This is a genomic window from Agrobacterium tumefaciens, assembly GCA_025559845.1.
Taxonomy (GTDB): domain Bacteria; phylum Pseudomonadota; class Alphaproteobacteria; order Rhizobiales; family Rhizobiaceae; genus Agrobacterium.
Map to the genome: position 1 here is coordinate 123,209 of CP048469.1, position 17,017 is coordinate 140,225.

A 17,017-nucleotide genomic window follows, 5' to 3' on the forward strand; every position below is an offset into this window, starting at 1 on the left:
CGAAGTTTTGAATATGCCGACGATAGATACGTGGTCGCTACCCTGACGTGAGTGATGCTGTTAATACGGTTAGATAGGGGTTGTTCGGCGGCACATCAACGAACACTCGCCTGGGGTCTTCAAGCAGATAGCCATGCAACCGCCGCGACTTCCGCGGCCCGGTGACTTCGCAAGTCCAGATATTCAGGCCGCTATCCTGCTTACGATGTAGTTGCAGTTTTTCGAACGCTTTCTGAATCCATTGCCAATCCGCAACGTTTTCCTGCTTTGCCAGAAATGCCGTTTTGGGATGCTCTTGTGCGTAGCGCTGAAACAATCCTGGGCTGACCAGGTAAACGGTATCGGAGACGGTATGCACCAGGGCTTTGGCGTCGTTGATAATCAGCTTGCGGGTGCTGATATGCTGACGCAGCCAGGCGATGAAGTGTTCGCCAGATGGATGCACCTGAGTTTCGTTTTTCACTTCGGCAGTTGAAGGAGCGGCAGGCGGCAGCTCAGGCTCCTGATCCTGCGTGGTGCCTGTCTCGGTGGGTTCGTTCGGAGATGCTGTGGTCGACGGCGGCGTCACGTCCGGTGTCCCGAGCAGATCGAGCAACGCATCGACGCCATCCATGTTGGCCGCTTGCGTACCAGGTCCGGGAGCGGAGAGCGCTGGAGCGGCTGCCAAGCCGGTGGACGGCAAAGGCTGCTCCGCAACGTTTGGTGAAGCGGGGGATGCATCCGCCGTAGCGGTGTCATCCTGCACCACTTCCACAGTTCCCTGAAACGCCGGCGGGCGTTCACTGCCTTCCCATATCAACGCTGGTGCAAGCCGAAGCAGAGTGAACGTGTGGGTCCAGCCAGTGTCGCTGGTGACGACCGCTTTCCAGATAGCCTTGTCATCCGGCGTGGCCTGGAGCATGCCGTGGTCCTGCAGGATATTGAAGACGGCCGTATTGTTGGCCGGAATACCCTCGATGCCCTGAGAGAGCAAATGTGCGCGCAGCTTGTCCGAGACAGTCTTGGAAACGAGCCACAAGGCATCCTGCGTCAGCCAACCGTCCGACGCCTGTGGTTGATTCAGTTTCAACTCTTCCTTGAGCAGGTAGCGAAGCCCCTCCAACAATTTGCGCTGCAATGCATGCTTCGGTGCAGCCATCGCCTTGGCGGGATCTCCGCCGAGTTCCTGTGCCACGGAAGCGCGGTCGGCATTCGTGACCAGTTCGCCCAACACTCCCGCGTGCTCATGCTGGCCGGCCAGAACATAAAGCAGCGCCGCCCACAGTTCGGGGTAGCTGCTGAGCCAGTCCAGTATCTCGCGATCGAGCACACGGTTGTAAAGCAATCCACTCGCGGCGTTGTGCAGGCGGTACTCGCGATCCTTCCGATAGCGAAAGCGGTATGGATGCTGCAACGGTCCATGCCAAGGGTGCCACAAACTGCCGTCGTTCATCTCGACGTGCAGATCGACTGCAATTTTGCCGATGTCATGCAGCAGCGCGGCATAGGCTGTAGCGGCTGTCCAGGCCTCGGCTTGCGCGGCTTGATCCTCCGGTGTCGCTCCGGCCGGGAGAAGGTGGGACTGTCGCAGCTTGAGCGCATAGGCGACGATCTCAAGCCCGTGGTCAAGCAGGCCGCCGGGATAGGCGTGGTGGTGCGATTCCGACGCTGGAAACTGTTGGACCAGCTCGGCGTACCGCTCCAACGGGCCGAGATATAGCACTGCGAATTGCTGACGCGAGAGTGATGTACGCTGCCATATGTGCTCCAGCAGCTTCTGCCGGCGCGCGGTGGCCAGCAGCGATGCGGCCGGTTCCGGTCGCATCAGCCCTTTGGCCTTTGTTGCAGTGGCGGGCGCTGTGGTAGCGGCCTGCACGGGTCGTTTTCGTTGGAACAGCGCGAACATGAAAGCACCTGAAATTGCGGTCGGCGGGGAGCCTTTTCCTTTTCCGGATAGGCCCATTCCCCTTGGGCCCCATTCCCTTGCCCCTTGACGACCTTTTGCCCTTGCCGAAACCCTTTGATATAGCCCTCTGGGCCAGTTCCAGCGAGCAGGAATGCGGCACGGATGCCGTCCCTTTGTCGTCGTCCGCGACGCACTCACACGACAGCTGCAGGCTGTGGCGGAATTTGGCCTTATCTAGCGGAAAAAATTGATCTTTTTATTGCTCCAGCAAATTGCGATGTGCAATCCTTGCGGTGCGCCACTCATAGGCGCCGGGTGTGAGAACCCGAACTTGATACCAGCGGGTCGCGTTATGGCGATCCGTAGGGCAGACGTTCGCGTCTGGCCGGTCTGGTATCAGCCGGTTTCTCACCCCTGCGGGTCGCCGCCATCTATCGGATTCCATTCCGGGCGGCGCAGGGGAACAAGGCCACGGAGGGGACAGCATGGATCATTCAGACAATAACGGCGGAACCAGCATTCACGCGCAACGGGCTTATGCACTCATTATGTCGGGCGTGGCGGAATGCGATACGGCATTGGACCAGAGACTATTGCTCGACTCTCTCATCTGCCAGTGTGCTGTGTTCACCCGCATTCTGGGGGGCGAGAGCCAATTTTATGATCTATTGGAAAAGCTGAAGCGGATCGATCTTGGTGAGGTCGGCGATTTGATGTCGGCGACGCAGCACTGACGTGCGGTAGGAATTTTGTCGTTTTTATTCATGCTTTATTTGCGCGTGATCGTGCTGCATAAAAATAAAATAATTTATCGATAACAAATTCCTGCGATCTGCCGATACCTAATGAAATTACATTAGGGGATCGTTTATATGCTTAAAAGGTATTCATTGGAGAATGTCGCGGTAACCCGGAAGTTATCGCTTGGCTTCGGGTTACTGCTGTTTCTGTCGCTGATCCTTTGTATCACCGGCTTTCGTGGTCTGAGTAGTGCCGAACAGTCCATGCGGAGGGTTGGACAGCTTGGTTCCATATTCGACAGCAGCGTTGCCGCCAAGGAAGCCAACTTCTCCTATGCCTTGGGTAATGACCCCCAGTTTGTTGAGAAACACAACCAATCCGTCGAGGCCATAGCATCAGGCCTCCGGGGGATTTTGGATGAGATGAAGGCAGATCGATGGCCGGCAGAATATGCCGAAGAAGTGGCGCATATCGATTCCAAATTGAATGCCTATATCCGTATCTACAAAGCGGCCTTTGAGGATAAGTCGGTCGCAAGGGATGAATTGCTCGCGCTCCAGATGCAGTTGTCGGAGATCCAGACGGACATCAACAAACAGTATGCCCACGAGGAGGCTCGATCGGCCCACTCTATTGCCGAGAGCCGTTACCTCCTGGCTGGCGTCACGTTTGCGGTCTTTGCTCTTGGCGTACTGGTTGCGATGGTGATTTCTCGCCAGATCGTCAGGCCGTTGGCTGAGGCGCTTCATGCCGCCGAAGCGATCGCCGATGGCGATCTTACGGTGACGCTTTACAGTCAGCGGCGCGATGAGTTGGGGCAACTGATCCGAGCCATGGCGATGATGAACGGCAATCTGAATGAAATGATAGAGGGGATTCGTGTCAGCGCTGATCAGATCGCTACGGCTTCAGGCGAGATCGCCGCGGGCAATTCTGACCTTTCGTCCCGGACAGAGGAACAAGCCGCCGCGATTGAGGAAACCGCCGCCAGTATGGAGCAGTTGACCTCGACGGTTAAGCAGAATGCCGATAACGCTCATTTTGCGAATGATCTGGCAAGTACCGCCTCGAAAATCGCAGCCCAGGGCGGAGAGCAGGTCACCAGCGTTGTCCAGACCATGACCAGCATCGAACATGGTTCCAGGCGCATCGCCGAGATCACCTCGGTGATTAACAGCATTGCTTTTCAAACCAACATCCTCGCTCTCAATGCCGCCGTGGAGGCGGCCCGAGCTGGTGAGGCTGGTCGAGGCTTCGCGGTGGTTGCCAGTGAGGTGCGGAACCTGGCGCAGCGTAGCGCGCAAGCTGCCACGGAAATCGAAAAACTCATCGGTGAATCTGTTTCACAGGTTGGGGACGGCGCCGTCCTGGTGGAGAGCGCGGGCAAAACGATGCTCGACATCGTTGAATCCGTCGCCAAAGTGAACTCCATCATGGGAGAGATTTCTGTGGCTTCCGACGAGCAGAGCCGTGGCATATCGCAGGTTGGCAAGGCGATTGTCGAAATGGATGGTGTCACCCAGCAGAATGCTGCATTGGTTGAACAGTCCGCTGCGGCCGCGGCTTCCCTGGAAGAGCAATCCGCAACGCTGTTGCAGGCAGTGTCCGCGTTCCGGCTGTCACGAGCGCCCTCGAACCAGCTTGTTTCGGTGGGGTGATGTGGTGCTTAGGAACGATTGCGCGCATGCGTAGCCGCTGACCCAACTGCCGCGCCTTGAAAGGCGCCGGAATGTCCTTACGTGAACTGGAGCGGCATTGGATCTGTCTGCCATCAGATTTGGTCCAGGCCGGCCTGAAGTGCGTTAGCTTGGGCTTCAAAGTCTTCGGGACGACGCTTGCGGAATGTCTCCAGGTTGCTGAGCTTCCATCGCAAGGCAGGCAGTTCGGCAGCATGCCGACATTGCAGCAGTGACCAGTCGGGTTGCGCGTGCGCAAGGCCTGCCAGAAACTGCTTGTGCGCTTCGCTCAGTCTTCCCGGTAGGTCTCTGCGAAGCCGTGAGCGGGCATCGAGTAGGGTCTCCAGCGCGCATGGGGCTTCGCTCATACCGACGAAGGCTCGTTCGTACTCGGCACTGATATCCTTGTCGTTGCCGAACAGCACTTCGTGGGTTGGCCGGTTGTGCCCGGCCAGATAAACGACGAAGCACTCGACCATACCCTCGGTGAGGCCCCCGGTCTCGTAAAGTTGCCATACATCGAAGAGGTCCCGTGGATGCTGGCGATCCAGGGCGGCGACAAATTTGCCAGCGTATAGCTCGTCAGGGGCGAGGATTGGCGCGTCCAGCTCGACACCGAACAGTTCTCCCGTTCTGGCGCTTACGGGTCTTCGCTCTACGGGAAGCACCGTGCCGCGGAACACGACATTGACTTCGACCTTTACCTGGCTTGTTGCGTTCTCGATGATCACCTTGGTATCGCCGAGATCCTTGCTCCGGATAAGACGCGTCTGCACGCCAAGCGGAGCCAGGCGCTCACCAATCGCTGCCAGCTCCAGATTGATCGCTTGCAAGGCTTCATCACGGGGTGTTGCCCACGGCAGATACACCACGTCGATATCGACGGACAGCCGCGGCATGTCCTGTACGAAAAGGTTGATCGCGGTGCCGCCTTTCATGGCGAAGATGTCGTTGGCGAAGACGTCGGGTGCGACGGTGAGCAGAAGGCGAACGGTGTCCGCGTAGACTTTATCCATGGGGTTTCAAACTCAGTAATGTTCCGTCATCGAGCCGGCTCATCCAGCGTTTATTGCTGCCGGTGCGGATCGGGTGTTGTGCCAGAAGAGCGTCGATGTCTGTGACGTTCGTCTCTCTCGCCCAGGTCAGGAATAGCCGGACAGCCTTCACGCTGGTGCAGCAGGACAGGAGCTGCCCCAGAACCTCTTTGCGAGGGGAGCGCAGTCCGTCGAAGAGGTTGCGGGCTTCCTCCAGGCTTTGCTTTACGCCGACCTCGTACAGCAACTCCAGGATTGCGCGTTCCGGAACGGACACCCGCAGTCCTTCAGGCATGCCTGGCGGGGTGGTAAGCGTCTTCTCGGCCAGTTCGGTATCGGGCCACTCGAACAGCTGGGCGTTGACATAGCGGGCAGGAAATCGCGAAGAGAACCACGCTGGCAATGTGTAGCGGGCATCTCCCCACAGGACCAATGTTTCCCGGCTGCCCAGGTTGTGTCGGACACCCTGCACGGCCAGGGCGCTTCTGCCGCCGAGATGCAGGCCGGGCACACGACGCTGGAGGAACATGACTGCTTTGTGGACACCGAACTCATCGTTCGGAAAGGCATAGACGCCCTGGCCCAACCGCACGAGCCAGCCGCTCTCGGCGTATCGGGCGGCGAGCTGCGGCGACACCCCGAACTGGTTGAGGGTGGAGAGGTCGAACGGCGCTCCCCGCGGCAAGTCAGCTTGCAGTCGCTTGATTACCTGATGACGTACTTTTCCGCTCATGATATAAAATCTACACACAATCAAATCAGCCGGAGGTGGCTGACAGAAGTGTGGCATGAAAAATAGCTTCATGGTATATTTTTCTTGCAAAATCTAATCGGATTGGTTCAAGTCGCAATTTCCAGTGCGCCGATCAAGCCGTCCTGCAACGATTACCAGCCGTCGAGGTCTAAGTTGATGCGGCTCCGGGCAACAAACAGGGGCTTCTCTGATATACCGTTGAACTGAGGTAGACCGCCATGACAACCGATACGCACAAGGGGAAATGGGCTCACCGTCTGGGCCTGGCTGCTGGCCGCACGTGGCGCAGCTATGCCCGTGGCGAACGGAAAGCTACGGGCTGGCTGGTTGCGCGTGGTGCTCCCGCAGCAGTAGCCAAGGTTATTCTGTGGCTTGCCAAGCTCGTGCTGCTGGGCGTTCTCCTCTACGCAGCGTTCTGGCTGGCCTTGCTGCTCCTGTTCGCTGTCGCAGTTGCATGGTCAGCCGGGCATAGCGAGTTGGCCGACGAAGATGAATGGCCGTTTATCAGTCTGGACGAACCAAGAAAGGCGCACGGATATGACCCCGTGCCCTATAACGACTTCGACCACCCTGACTATCCGGACGAAAAGGACCTTTGAGAGGTAAGTCACTTCAGCTTGCTGGAAATGGCCCCGGCTCCCTTCGAGCCGGCTTGGGTGGCGCCCTTGGTTCCTTCTGAAAGCCCCTGAAGCGAATAGCCCGCACGAATCCCAACCCAACTGAGTCCCGTAAGCCAGAACCCGGGCAACACCAGGAACATCGTCGCCATGACGAAGTTCAGCAGCAGATCCCCGAACGCGTTGTTCAGCCCCATCACCGGATCGAAATTGGTCATGGGGCGGTTGTAGCCCCATCCCCATCCATAGAGCGCGTCCAGGATCGTGGAATCCACCCACCTCGCGAGTTGGAACCAGAAGTCGACGAAGAACAGGGCGAACTGCACAACGCTGACCGTCACCAGCGTCTTCAGGTCGTAGGTGCCGATCACCAGGACCAGCGGAATGCAGATGACCAGTGCCATCTTCAACAGCGATAGCGTCATGGGCAACGCTTGACGCATAACATCCATAGCCGGGAACAGGCCTATAGCGCCGACAGCCATCCCGACATCACCCGCGGCCCGGGTAACGACATTCGGCAAGGTCTTGTCGATCTGGCCGCCGTAGTCGGTGTAGACGGCGCCCTGGTTCAGTTTCTGTTGCCGCGGGGCCGCGATGGCGCGGATCACGGAATCGTCCAGCTCGGTCCTGGAGATGAAGCCAGCCCAGTTCGCCATGCGCGAGAGCAGATTGGGGTCGACCTGAGCCAGCAGGCGGGCGCGCAGGCCGGTTGAGCCATCCGACCACCATTCCCGGCAGTTTGGGTAACCGGCGCCGCTAGGCACCTCGGTCAGCCCCGCATCACGGCTGTCATCGTAGGGCCATGACTCGCGAGGCGTGCTTGAGCGATAAGTGTCGTAGTAGCCGGGCGTGTCGACAAAGTAATTGGAGCCGATCCAGCTGACGTCCGCCATCTGCTCTTCGCTCAGAGTCGGCCGGTTCATGAACAGCTTGGCTCGGGCGGGACCGTAGCAATTGAGCGCGAAATCAGTCACTTCCTGGGCCAGCAAGGGGTCGTCGATACGGGTGTTGTCGATGTCCATCCTCATCTGCCGCAGGTCGGTTCCGCACGGGATCGCCGCGACGGCGGCGCCGGTGACGGCCCTGGAGATCGAGTGCATGAAAAACCACCAGACCGGCACCTTGGCCGACTGGTTGTTGAGCGTGGTGAATGACTGGCCCCAACCCGTATCGCTGGGCGCGGGAACGTTCACCTGGCACTGGCTGGAGCGGGACTGATCGAAACTGATGGTATTGAGATCCACATCGATGAACGGAATGCCGGCGAACATGATCACCACGATGGCGACGAACACCCGGTTTTCGATCCGCATCGAGGAAAGCACGCCCTTGTTGCCCTCGTCAGCTCCCTCCGCGCGTGCTTTCAGCCATTCCTGAATGACGATCGCGATAAACGGGAGCGCAAACAAGCCGCTGGCGACCAGGACTGACCAGATTCCGTTATGAACGATCCACCCAACCAGTGTCAGGTAATACTCCAGATAATCGGACGTATAGAGCGTCATCGTGTCCTCCGCTCCTCAAGTGGATTGCAGCAGCAGGCTGCCTTCCAGAACGGCCAGAGCCACCACGCCGGCGATTTCGACACGGATGAGGCGCTGGTGTGGTTCCGTACCAGGTTCGCGAGCCAGGACCCGTTTACGCATCCAGAGCCAACCCCAGGCGAGGCCCGCATAAAGCAGCAGACGCCAGGCCAGGAAATAGCCCGTATGGTCGTCCATCCAGTGCTGCCAGCCTTCGATACTGCCAAGCACACGGATGCCAATCAGGTTGATGGAGATCGCCACAACAAGCAGCAGGATCGTCCACAGCAACGCGAAGCCGACACGGCGATTGAACAACCACCGCATGCGAAGCCAGGCCGGGATCATGGATTGCTACCTCCCGATTGCGAGCGCTGCAATTCATCGAGGCGATTGGGGATGGGATCGCCCTGATACACACCCCGCGAACCCGCAGCCCGGGTGCTGTGGCGCTGGATGATCTGCATTGGGGAGTTGTTGGCCAGCTCACGGCGCAGTTCGAGCTCGGTCTTGAGGTTGTTGATCTCGCGGTCGAGAATGTTGCTCTCCTGCGTGACCGCCTCCTGGGCCATTTCGTTCGCTGCCACATTCGGCTCCATCCGCCCGGTCAGCAGCGTGCGCTGAAGCAGCAATGCTTTTTCCAGCACGCTGGCGAGCGCAACCTCGGAAGCGAGACGCCTTGCGAGGATGTCCTGATCGGGTTCATCACGCAGCGCCTCGATCACGCCACGGGTAATCGGCAACGAGGTGCTGCTGGCCGCCTGCAGGTTGTCGAAGCTCATCGACTTGCTGCCCGAGATCAGTTCCTGCAAGCTCTCCAGCTTGGTCTCGTACTCTTCCTGAATGAGCGGTGTCAGACCGACGCCGGGCGTGGTCTGCGTCTTGGTGCAGCTCTCGCAGGTGCGTTGTTCCTGCTCGCCCAGCACACGCGTAGCCCAGGTGACGGCAGCCTGCGGAGAGGTCCAGGTCTGGCACGCCAGCCGGTCGCCGCAACTGCCGGAATCGATGGATGAGGTGTCATCGACGCTGCGCCCGTTGACCAGGTTGTAGCCGGCGCGCGTCACGTCAGCGACCACGCGGATAGGCGCCTGGCCCGAGCCGCCGGCATTGTCGCCTCCGACCCAGGGCACGCCTTCATTGCCCTTGCTGCTTTCTGCCTCCTCGATCGCGGAAACCGCATCGGTGCTGGCAACCGCCTTCTTGAGCGCCATGCCTTCTGCGAGCTGGTCCCAGCCGAGCTGGCCACCGGCCATGTCGGCCATCCTGTTCGCGATCGCCCTGCAGGTGAGTTTCGAGCGGTCGAAATCGAGCCTGGCTTGCAGGACACCGTTGGTGAGCAGGTTATAGAGACCGGGATCAGCGCGCTGGATGATCAGCGCAGGCAGCGAAGCCACCGCACTGGTGGCGTTCTGGATCACATTCGACATGATGGTCTGGAACCCGTTGGTGATGCCGTTCAACTGGTTCTGCAGCGTGGTGGTGAGGCTCATGTCGCCGCAAATGAGGTTGCTGTTCCAGCCAACGCCGACGCCGATCGAGCGCATGTTTGCCGCGCCCGTCATGGATACCGCCCGTCCGCCGCCGATGCTGTACAGCACATCGTCGCCAATGACGCTGCCGCGATGCTGCAGGCCATATTCGTTGACACTCGTCTGGGCGACAGCACCAGAGCATGCCGCCGTCAGGGCGCAAACAAGCAGGCCCCGGCGGAAGTGCTTGCTGAGTGCGAGAGTGGAGGATGAAGTCATCGTGCGCTCCCTCCGCTAAAGTCGACGCTGCCGAGGAAGGTCTGTCCGCGGCGCTGGCAGCAGCTGTAGGGCCGCCAGAGCGCCCAGGCATAGTCGCCTTGCTGGGCCTGGACGCGCTGGTTCGAATGGGGAAAGACGGCGCACGAACTGGACATCGTGGGCGTGAGTTCCTGCCACTTGCCCGTGGAGGCGTCGCCTTCGACGAGTTCGCCAGCCGGCCAGTAGCCGTCGCGCGCTGTGGCGAGCAGAGGCTGGTAGACGTGAATCTGGCCGCGGCGGGTGACGATATCGCCGGCGCGCTGCGCGACGACGGCACCGCTCTTGTAGTCATCGGTCTGATGCAGGAAACCGCCCCTCGGGTAGACGGCGCCCCACAGGTTGAGAGAGGTCCGCGCCCCGATTTCGCGCATGCCAGGGATCAGTGCTTCCGGATATACGGCCTCCGGAACGTTGTAGCGCCATGCCACCGTGTCGAGCGTGCTCAGCAGGTATGGCATGAAGGCCGTGCCTGCACCTTCGCAGGAATAGCCCGAAGCACTGGCGAGCTGACCCAGGACAGCCCCGCCGGGGTGGCCGATCACGTCAGCGTTTTTGAACTTCGACAGGTTGTTTTCATGGTCCTGGTTCGTCGTGCCATCGCCGCCGGCCTGTGCCGTGGTGTTCGGCATGCTCATGGCACGCACTTCTACCCACGGGTTCTCGCCAGTATTGGCGTAGCTGGAAACCACGGCATCGGGCACGTAATGGCTAACTTTCACCGAGGTCCGCACCGAGCAGCCGAAGGTGGTGCAGAAGAGCCAGTAGCAGATCCCGACGACCCGGTATTCGAGGCAATCGGGGGATAGGGCCGAGGCTGTGATCGATGCGGTGTTGAGCGCGAAGGCCGACGATGCGGTTCCAAGCATCAGGGCCGCGATTGCGGTGCGGAGACGACGGGCGCGCTTCATGGCTGCGCCCTCCGGTATGCCTCGATACGGGCTACCGCCCTGGCTACGTCCGGCTCACCGTAGATGACATAGCGCCGGTCGACCACGACTGCGGGAACGGTTGAAACGCTGAGGCCCCAGGCATCGGCCACGCCCTGCCAGGCGGAAGCAAGGTCGCGTTGCAACTGGGCGCCGCCCTGCTGAAGGCGTCCCTGGACGATGGCCTGGGCACGGCGGGGATCGGCGGGTAGATCGGCCGCGAGGCTGGCCTCGATTTCCTGTGCTGCGTCGAGATGGACGACATTGGCGTTATCCGCCGATGTCAGCGTGACGGATCGGTCGGTGAAAACCGTCACTTCTGCGGCGCTGGCCGCCTGACTGGCCAGGCCCAATGCTACGCACAAGGCGCTGGCTACCGCCGATGGAAAGCGTATCGGCCCGGATTGGGTGCGAAACGGGTTGAGCATGTCCGGACTCCTGAAACAGATTGCTGTTGTGGAGTCTCAAAGTTCATCCGGAACGTGCTCGCGGGTCAGTCAACAATCGGAAACCCGCCGTGTCCGCATTGTGCTCGCTGCGCAAACCTACATATTCATCGTCAAGCCCCCTACGGCCCAGGGAGTCGTGGAGTAGTGCTTTCTTATGACGGAAGTGATGTCAGCCTGAAAAAGTCCTCACGGTGTCGGAGCCTGCCCCGGCACCGCGACAGGACGAGGCTTGTCAAGCAAGACGCGGGATGCATGCATCTGGTGGAAACCCCGAAAAGCCGACCTTCTCGATGATTTCGGACAGATGCTCTACCACGGTCAGATCCTGGGCGGCCGTCATTGTCACTGGCGACGGGCGAACCAGAAAACCTTCGTGAGCCAGGCGCAGCATGGCAAGGTCGTTGAAGGCGTCACCCGCGGCCAGAACGTGGCAATTCTGCTTCAGCAAGCGGGCGACATGTTCTTCCTTGCCACAGCGGTCGGCCCACGCACAGTCGGTTATCCAATTTTCCGGATCAGTAACCAGCGAGTGGCAAAACGCCTCCGGCGAACCCAACGCATCGAGCAAACGGTCTGCCAGTTCGTAAAAGCAATCCGAAACGATGTGTACCTGATAACCACCGTACTGTTCGAGCTGGCGAAGGAAATCACGGGCTTCAGGGTATGGCTGGATATCCGCAAGGATGGCCTGCACGTCACGAAGGCGCAGGCCATGTTTTCGCAGATGGTCGATTCGCCAGCGCATCAGCGCCGGATAGTCCGGCTCCTCCCGCGTTGTGATGGACAGGGCCTCAATGCCGCTGGCCTGCGCGATCCGTGGCCACAGTTCCGGGATCAGCACGCCTTCTAGGTCGATACAGGCAATTCTCATCGCATCCCCCTCTCAAGCGCTGACATTGGTAAAGGCGAGTGACGCGCCGAGCGCGATCAGGGCGACCCCGATGATCCTGTCGACCGTGAGTTGGTGGTTCAGCAACCTGCGGCGCATGGCGGGAGCCGCGAAGAAGAGCGCCACGATGCTGAACCAGACCCAGTGCGAAACGGACATGAACAGGCCGTAGGCGAAGTTGTGGCTCATCGGGCTGCCGGCATGAACCACCTGCGTGTAGGTAGCGACAACGAAGAGCATTGTCTTCGGATTGAGCGCATTGGTCAGGAAGCCCATGCGGAAGGCCGCCAGCGATGATGGCGCGGAGCCGGACGCTTCCTCCAGCTTCAGCTCCGTTTTGTTGGTGAGGGACTTGTATCCGAGATAGATCAGATAAGAGGCCCCCAGCACTTTCATGCCAAGGAACAGCAGGGGCGAATTGACGATCACCACAGCGATGCCCAGCACCGTGTACATCACATGGACCTGCACGCCGCAGGCTATGCCGAATGCTGAAATCAGGCCCGTACGCGAGCCGAACGCATAGCTGTTTCGGGTGACCATCGCGAAATCGGGGCCGGGACTGATGACCGCCAGAATGGTGATGGTGGCTACTGCAATCAGTTCATTCATAGGTTTGGAACTCCATCGGGAGGCTGCGGAACGATCGGATCGTTCCGCAGGCGGTCTCAGCGCTTGTTGAAGGTGATGACGAGGACGTCGCGATAGCCCTGTCGGGCCGGGTCATCCGCAAGGATGGGCGTTACCCCATGCATCGTGCGTTCGTCGTTGACGATGGCAGCGTCGAGAGGATCGGCCAGGGTGTAGCGGGCGAGTTCCTGGCGATCCCTGTCGTAGATGCCGGTCTCGCCATTGAGGACGTTGACGCGGTTGACCAGCATCATGAAGACGAAGCTCACACCGTCGCGGTGAATGCCTTCAGGCGTGGGCAAAGCTTCTGCACTGGTGGCAATGATCCGGAACTGATGAACTTCGATATGCCAATCGTAGAACGGTGCCAGACCGCTGAACGTGGCGCGACACAGTTCCAGCGCGGACATCAAAACCTTGCCCGATGCGATCGACGGTTCGATGGGTGCGAAATGCCGGGCAATCCCGCCGTTGAGGGTGTTGTACGTGACGCTCTGGTAGTGAGGTTGCGGCGGCTCAAGCTGAACGCCGGAAGCCGGCGTCGCGCTGTAAACGCCATGACGTCGAAACCGATACGTCCCGCCGTCCTTCATGAACTGATCCTGCTCCAGCCGGTTCCAGCTCTCCTGAAACTCCGCCCAGTCGTCCAATGCGTCTGCATCCTCGGCGGAGAGCAGAGATCGGACTGTTGCGGACGGCAGTATGATGTAGTCCGTTTTGGCGATGATTTCGCACAGATTGTCTATGCGATTGCTGCTGGCGGCCTGCTTCAGTTGCGGTTGCAAAGTTGCGGCTTCAGACGTCGATTTCTCCATATCTCACCTCGGAAATTATGTTTTCATTGGGTTCTCGTGTTGTGCCGATTGAATTATTGAGTGCTTGTGCTGGAGAAAAAAGCGATTTATCTTGAGAGAAATCTGTCAGATTTCATCGTGTATATGAAACTTCCATCATTGGCTTCATTCCGCTTTTTCGAAGCGGCAGCGCAAACCGGCAGCTTCGTGAAAGCTGCCGAACAACTGCATGTGACCCACGGAGCGGTCAGCCGACAGGTGCGGCTGCTTGAGGAGGCGTTGGGCGTCGAGCTGTTCGAGCGGCGCAACCGTGCGATCTTCCTCAACGCGGCCGGACGCTCGCTGCATGCGACTACCTTCGCGGTGTTCGAGCAGCTAGAAGGTGCCGTATACCGTTTGCAGCAGTCGGCCCGTGAAGAGGTGCTGGTCTTGTCCTGCGAGCCGACCATCGCCATGAAATGGCTGATCCCGCGGCTGCCCGCGTTCCACAAGCAGAACCCAGACATCAACCTGCATCTGGTCGCCGCCGGCGGACCGATCGATTTCGCCCGGGCGGGTGTCGATCTGGCGCTGCGCCGCGACGATTTCCATTGGGGTCAGGACGTTCACGCGGAGAAAATCTGCGACGAGTGGATGGGGCCGGTCAGCAGGGCGAAGAAGAGCCGCAAGGAGCAACTGGATGGCGTGCGCCTCCTGCACTCGGGGACGCGGCCAAAGGCGTGGTCGACCTGGCAGCGGCTGTCAGGGGTTTCCACGAAGGGGAGCATCAGGGTCGACTACGAGCACTTCTACCTGTGTGTTCAGGCTGCGGTTTCGGGCCTCGGGATGGCCATGGTTTCATTCCTGATGGTGCAGGACGAACTGCAGAGCGGGCAGTTGCATGCTCCTTACGGCTTCATTCAGGACGGCTCGGGCTATTGCCTGCTATCGCCTCAACCACTTGACCAGGATGAAAAGTGCGCGCGTTTCAAGACCTGGTTGATGGGAGAGGCGGCTGCGAGCCTTTCCGCTATCAGGGAGTGAACCGGCAAGACCGGGGTCTTCCTTGTGACGCCCGGTATTGCCGGTTGGCGCTATACCGCCTGCTGGTGCCGGTTCTGTTCGAAAACGTGAATGGTGCTGGTGAGCATTGCGGTATGAGCGAACAGATCCCGAGCCGAGTCGGATGATTCTCCAACCAGTTCCGCGTTCTGCATGGCGATGCGCTCCAGGTCGACCACGGCCCGGCTGATCTGGGCAACCCCCGTGCTTTGCTCCTGCGCGCTGGTCGATATTTCCGCTATCAGCGTGTTGACGCGCTCAACCTCCGATACGACATTTCCGATTGCGGTGCCGGCCTGCGCAGCAAGCCTCGAACCTTCGGCGGTCTGTTGCACGCTTTTGTCGATCAGGGCCTTGATGTCTGCCGCTGCGACTGCCGAGCGCTGTGCCAGACTGCGGACTTCTCCTGCCACGACCGCGAAGCTTCTTCCCACTTCCCCCGCACGTGCCGCCTCGACGGCTGCGTTCAGTGCCAGGATATTCGTCTGGAAGGCGATGCTGTTGATCAGGTTGTTGATCTCGCCGATTTCCGCCGATGCGGCCGCGATACCCTCCATTGACTGAACAACCTTGTCCACGACCTCCCTGCCTTGTTCGGCGGCATGCCGGGCGCCGGTCGACAGGTCACTGGCCGAGCGCGCATTGCCTGCGCTTTGCTCAACAGCAGCCGTGATCTGCTCTGCGGCGGCGGCAGTCTCATGCAGTCTGGCCTGCGTATCGCCAACGCGCTTGGCAAGATCCTCGTTGCCGTTGGCTACCTGCTCGCTGGATTGATGCAGGCCGCCGGTTTGTGCCGCCACATCGTCCACGAGTGACCGCAGGTTCAAGCCTGCTTGGTTGACCGCGCGCATGATCATTCCGATTTCATCGACTCGGTTCATGTTCATGTTGGCGCCGGGTTGCCCGGCTGCGGCGGCCTTCGCCTGATCGAGCGCTGCGATCAGTGGTTTGGCGATCCGCTTTTCCAGCCAGAGGCCGGCAAGGCATGCGCCAGCGGTGGCGGACAAAGCCGGCGTCAGCAGACTGTCCATGCCGCCGACCATCAGGCTACCTGCCACGGTCGATGCGACGACGCCTGCGAGGCCGAACCTGAGCCGCCAGCGCACCGGCATGATCTGCCCCCAGCGCGTGAATCCCAGCAGACCGGTGCGAACGATCAGGCCCTTGTGGAACGCCAGTCCGCGGGCAGCGCCGTTGGTAAACCGTCTGTACAGCGATGATGCTGCCTCGATCTCGGCTCGGTCGGGGCGTGTGCGCACCGACATGTAGCCGACGATCCCGCCGTCGCGCCTGATCGGGGTGACGTTTGCCCGAACCCAGTAGTAGTCGCCGTTCGCCCGGCGGTTCTTTACCAGCGCTGTCCAGGCATCCCCGGCCTTGAGGGTCGCCCACATGTCGGCGAAGGCCTCTCTCGGCATATCCGGGTGCCGCACGATGTTGTGGGGCTGGCCCAGCAGTTCATCGCGGGAGAAGCCGCTGACCCGCAGGAATGCCTCATTGGCATAGGTGACGTAGCTGCTCGTGTCGGTGGTGGACATCAGCGTCACGTCATCGGGAAATTCAAACTCCTGCTGTGTGCTGGCGTGCGTTGCATATGCATTGATCGAATTTTGTTTCCAACCCGCCGTTTTCGGCACCGGCAGAGAGTGCTGTGTATCTAAAGTAGTTATTTTTTTGTCCTCTGGGGCAAGCAAACAAAAGAACAACAACGGCCCGCCATCGGTCTTTATCAATAACCGGGCTGGGGATCGTTGGGTTCGGATATCGGGCTTATGGGGCGGCGCGCGAAGGCAGACGTTCTGGTCGTCTGATCACACCTCTATTATGGGCGCCCAGTCTTGATATCGGTGGACGCAATTCTGTCAATAAGAATTGAGTCACAGCCGTTTCAGCGTGAATTTTAATTTCAACAGGTCATGATGATCAACGGATCATCGAAATAAAAATCAGTTTTTTTGTCCGATTTAGTTAATGTTGTCTATGTTATAGGGGAAATACTCAGTGTTGCCACTGCTTTGCTCGTCGCTGGAAGTTTGCTCTCGTTTTTCCGAAGAGATCAGGAAAAGTAGCGGAGCGGAGGCGATGATTGGATGATAGCCGAACCGCGTTCAAGATCTCCAACACCTGGCCGATACATTATTCAAGATCGAACACCACGTGATCTTTTATGCTCTGTCCATGAGGGGCATGCGCGTATTTGGGGGCAAGCTGGCCGCGATATCCGAGCGGAGGTGCCTTACTCGAAAATCAACCTGCAGAGCCTGGCCA

16 protein-coding genes are annotated in these 17,017 nt (G+C 59.5%); 4 read left to right on the forward strand and 12 right to left on the reverse strand.

Features of this window, described 5'->3' with window-relative positions; genetic code table 11:
- Positions 1 to 37 precede the first annotated feature (37 nt).
- Positions 38 to 1,885 carry a DNA-binding domain-containing protein gene (locus FY156_00575; GenBank protein UXS00089.1) on the reverse strand — a complete coding sequence of 616 codons (1,848 nt, stop codon included), beginning with the start codon at positions 1,883 to 1,885 and terminating at the stop codon, positions 38 to 40.
- Positions 1,886 to 2,370: 485 nt separating this feature from the next.
- Here FY156_00575 and FY156_00580 point away from each other — a divergent pair, with 485 nt between their 5' ends.
- Both FY156_00580 and FY156_00585 read left to right on the forward strand, forming a co-directional pair.
- The gene (locus FY156_00580) at positions 2,371 to 2,619 is read left to right on the forward strand and encodes a hypothetical protein (protein UXS00090.1); all 249 of its coding nucleotides are present in this window, start codon (positions 2,371 to 2,373) and stop codon (positions 2,617 to 2,619) included.
- A 138-nt stretch (positions 2,620 to 2,757) separates the two neighbouring features.
- Positions 2,758 to 4,284, forward strand: coding sequence for a HAMP domain-containing protein (locus tag FY156_00585; GenBank protein UXS00091.1), 1,527 nt, complete (start codon positions 2,758 to 2,760; stop codon positions 4,282 to 4,284).
- A 113-nt stretch (positions 4,285 to 4,397) separates the two neighbouring features.
- On the opposite strand, the gene FY156_00590 is transcribed toward FY156_00585, so the two are convergent.
- Positions 4,398 to 5,318: a nucleotidyl transferase AbiEii/AbiGii toxin family protein gene (locus FY156_00590; GenBank protein UXS00092.1), complete on the reverse strand. Its 921-nt coding sequence runs from the start codon at positions 5,316 to 5,318 to the stop codon at positions 4,398 to 4,400.
- A complete protein-coding gene (locus tag FY156_00595) occupies positions 5,311 to 6,069 on the reverse strand; it encodes a hypothetical protein (protein UXS00093.1) in 759 nt (252 codons plus the stop codon). The genes FY156_00590 and FY156_00595 overlap by 8 nt, the downstream gene beginning before the upstream one ends.
- Before the next feature lie 239 nt (positions 6,070 to 6,308).
- On the opposite strand from FY156_00595, the gene FY156_00600 reads away from it, so the two are divergent.
- Positions 6,309 to 6,689: a DUF3742 family protein gene (locus FY156_00600; GenBank protein UXS00094.1), complete on the forward strand. Its 381-nt coding sequence runs from the start codon at positions 6,309 to 6,311 to the stop codon at positions 6,687 to 6,689.
- An 8-nt stretch (positions 6,690 to 6,697) separates the two neighbouring features.
- On the opposite strand, the gene FY156_00605 is transcribed toward FY156_00600, so the two are convergent.
- The 8 genes from FY156_00605 to FY156_00640 form a co-directional block, all read right to left on the reverse strand.
- Positions 6,698 to 8,215: a conjugal transfer protein TraG gene (locus tag FY156_00605; GenBank protein UXS00095.1), complete on the reverse strand. Its 1,518-nt coding sequence runs from the start codon at positions 8,213 to 8,215 to the stop codon at positions 6,698 to 6,700.
- A 15-nt stretch (positions 8,216 to 8,230) separates the two neighbouring features.
- The gene (locus FY156_00610) at positions 8,231 to 8,581 is read right to left on the reverse strand and encodes a hypothetical protein (protein UXS00096.1); all 351 of its coding nucleotides are present in this window, start codon (positions 8,579 to 8,581) and stop codon (positions 8,231 to 8,233) included.
- Complete coding sequence (locus FY156_00615) at positions 8,578 to 9,981, reverse strand: integrating conjugative element protein (protein UXS00097.1); 1,404 nt, start codon at positions 9,979 to 9,981, stop codon at positions 8,578 to 8,580. The genes FY156_00610 and FY156_00615 overlap by 4 nt, the downstream gene beginning before the upstream one ends.
- Positions 9,978 to 10,928, reverse strand: a complete 951-nt coding sequence (locus FY156_00620; GenBank protein ID UXS00098.1) for a TIGR03756 family integrating conjugative element protein — start codon at positions 10,926 to 10,928, stop codon at positions 9,978 to 9,980. The genes FY156_00615 and FY156_00620 overlap by 4 nt, the downstream gene beginning before the upstream one ends.
- Entirely contained in the window at positions 10,925 to 11,374 is a 450-nt protein-coding gene (locus FY156_00625) for a TIGR03757 family integrating conjugative element protein (GenBank protein ID UXS00099.1), read from the reverse strand. The genes FY156_00620 and FY156_00625 overlap by 4 nt, the downstream gene beginning before the upstream one ends.
- 253 nt (positions 11,375 to 11,627) lie before the next feature.
- Entirely contained in the window at positions 11,628 to 12,266 is a 639-nt protein-coding gene (gene thrH / locus FY156_00630) for a bifunctional phosphoserine phosphatase/homoserine phosphotransferase ThrH (GenBank protein ID UXS00100.1), read from the reverse strand.
- Between the two features lie 12 nt (positions 12,267 to 12,278).
- Entirely contained in the window at positions 12,279 to 12,896 is a 618-nt protein-coding gene (locus tag FY156_00635) for a LysE family translocator (GenBank protein ID UXS00101.1), read from the reverse strand.
- Positions 12,897 to 12,952: 56 nt separating this feature from the next.
- The gene (locus FY156_00640) at positions 12,953 to 13,729 is read right to left on the reverse strand and encodes a 2OG-Fe dioxygenase family protein (GenBank protein ID UXS00102.1); all 777 of its coding nucleotides are present in this window, start codon (positions 13,727 to 13,729) and stop codon (positions 12,953 to 12,955) included.
- Positions 13,730 to 13,852: 123 nt separating this feature from the next.
- Here FY156_00640 and FY156_00645 point away from each other — a divergent pair, with 123 nt between their 5' ends.
- The gene (locus FY156_00645) at positions 13,853 to 14,731 is read left to right on the forward strand and encodes a LysR family transcriptional regulator (protein UXS02967.1); all 879 of its coding nucleotides are present in this window, start codon (positions 13,853 to 13,855) and stop codon (positions 14,729 to 14,731) included.
- Between the two features lie 50 nt (positions 14,732 to 14,781).
- Here the strand turns inward: FY156_00645 and FY156_00650 are convergent, their stop codons facing one another.
- Positions 14,782 to 16,287 carry a PAS domain-containing protein gene (locus FY156_00650; GenBank protein ID UXS00103.1) on the reverse strand — a complete coding sequence of 502 codons (1,506 nt, stop codon included), beginning with the start codon at positions 16,285 to 16,287 and terminating at the stop codon, positions 14,782 to 14,784.
- Between the last annotated feature and the right edge of the window lie 730 nt (positions 16,288 to 17,017).

What these genes read in the sequence shown, in the direction of transcription:
- FY156_00600 (UXS00094.1), top strand. Translation starts at nt 6,309, where the DNA reads ATGACAACCGATACGCACAAGGGGAAATGGGCTCACCGTCTGGGCCTG.
- FY156_00585 (UXS00091.1), top strand. Translation starts at nt 2,758, where the DNA reads ATGCTTAAAAGGTATTCATTGGAGAATGTCGCGGTAACCCGGAAGTTA.
- FY156_00605 (UXS00095.1), bottom strand. Translation starts at nt 8,215, where the DNA reads ATGACGCTCTATACGTCCGATTATCTGGAGTATTACCTGACACTGGTT.
- FY156_00640 (UXS00102.1), bottom strand. Translation starts at nt 13,729, where the DNA reads ATGGAGAAATCGACGTCTGAAGCCGCAACTTTGCAACCGCAACTGAAG.
- FY156_00590 (UXS00092.1), bottom strand. Translation starts at nt 5,318, where the DNA reads ATGGATAAAGTCTACGCGGACACCGTTCGCCTTCTGCTCACCGTCGCA.
- FY156_00575 (UXS00089.1), bottom strand. Translation starts at nt 1,885, where the DNA reads ATGTTCGCGCTGTTCCAACGAAAACGACCCGTGCAGGCCGCTACCACA.
- thrH (UXS00100.1), bottom strand. Translation starts at nt 12,266, where the DNA reads ATGAGAATTGCCTGTATCGACCTAGAAGGCGTGCTGATCCCGGAACTG.
- FY156_00615 (UXS00097.1), bottom strand. Translation starts at nt 9,981, where the DNA reads ATGACTTCATCCTCCACTCTCGCACTCAGCAAGCACTTCCGCCGGGGC.
- FY156_00580 (UXS00090.1), top strand. Translation starts at nt 2,371, where the DNA reads ATGGATCATTCAGACAATAACGGCGGAACCAGCATTCACGCGCAACGG.
- FY156_00645 (UXS02967.1), top strand. Translation starts at nt 13,853, where the DNA reads ATGAAACTTCCATCATTGGCTTCATTCCGCTTTTTCGAAGCGGCAGCG.
- FY156_00625 (UXS00099.1), bottom strand. Translation starts at nt 11,374, where the DNA reads ATGCTCAACCCGTTTCGCACCCAATCCGGGCCGATACGCTTTCCATCG.
- FY156_00650 (UXS00103.1), bottom strand. Translation starts at nt 16,287, where the DNA reads ATGTCCACCACCGACACGAGCAGCTACGTCACCTATGCCAATGAGGCA.
- FY156_00620 (UXS00098.1), bottom strand. Translation starts at nt 10,928, where the DNA reads ATGAAGCGCGCCCGTCGTCTCCGCACCGCAATCGCGGCCCTGATGCTT.
- FY156_00635 (UXS00101.1), bottom strand. Translation starts at nt 12,896, where the DNA reads ATGAATGAACTGATTGCAGTAGCCACCATCACCATTCTGGCGGTCATC.
- FY156_00595 (UXS00093.1), bottom strand. Translation starts at nt 6,069, where the DNA reads ATGAGCGGAAAAGTACGTCATCAGGTAATCAAGCGACTGCAAGCTGAC.
- FY156_00610 (UXS00096.1), bottom strand. Translation starts at nt 8,581, where the DNA reads ATGATCCCGGCCTGGCTTCGCATGCGGTGGTTGTTCAATCGCCGTGTC.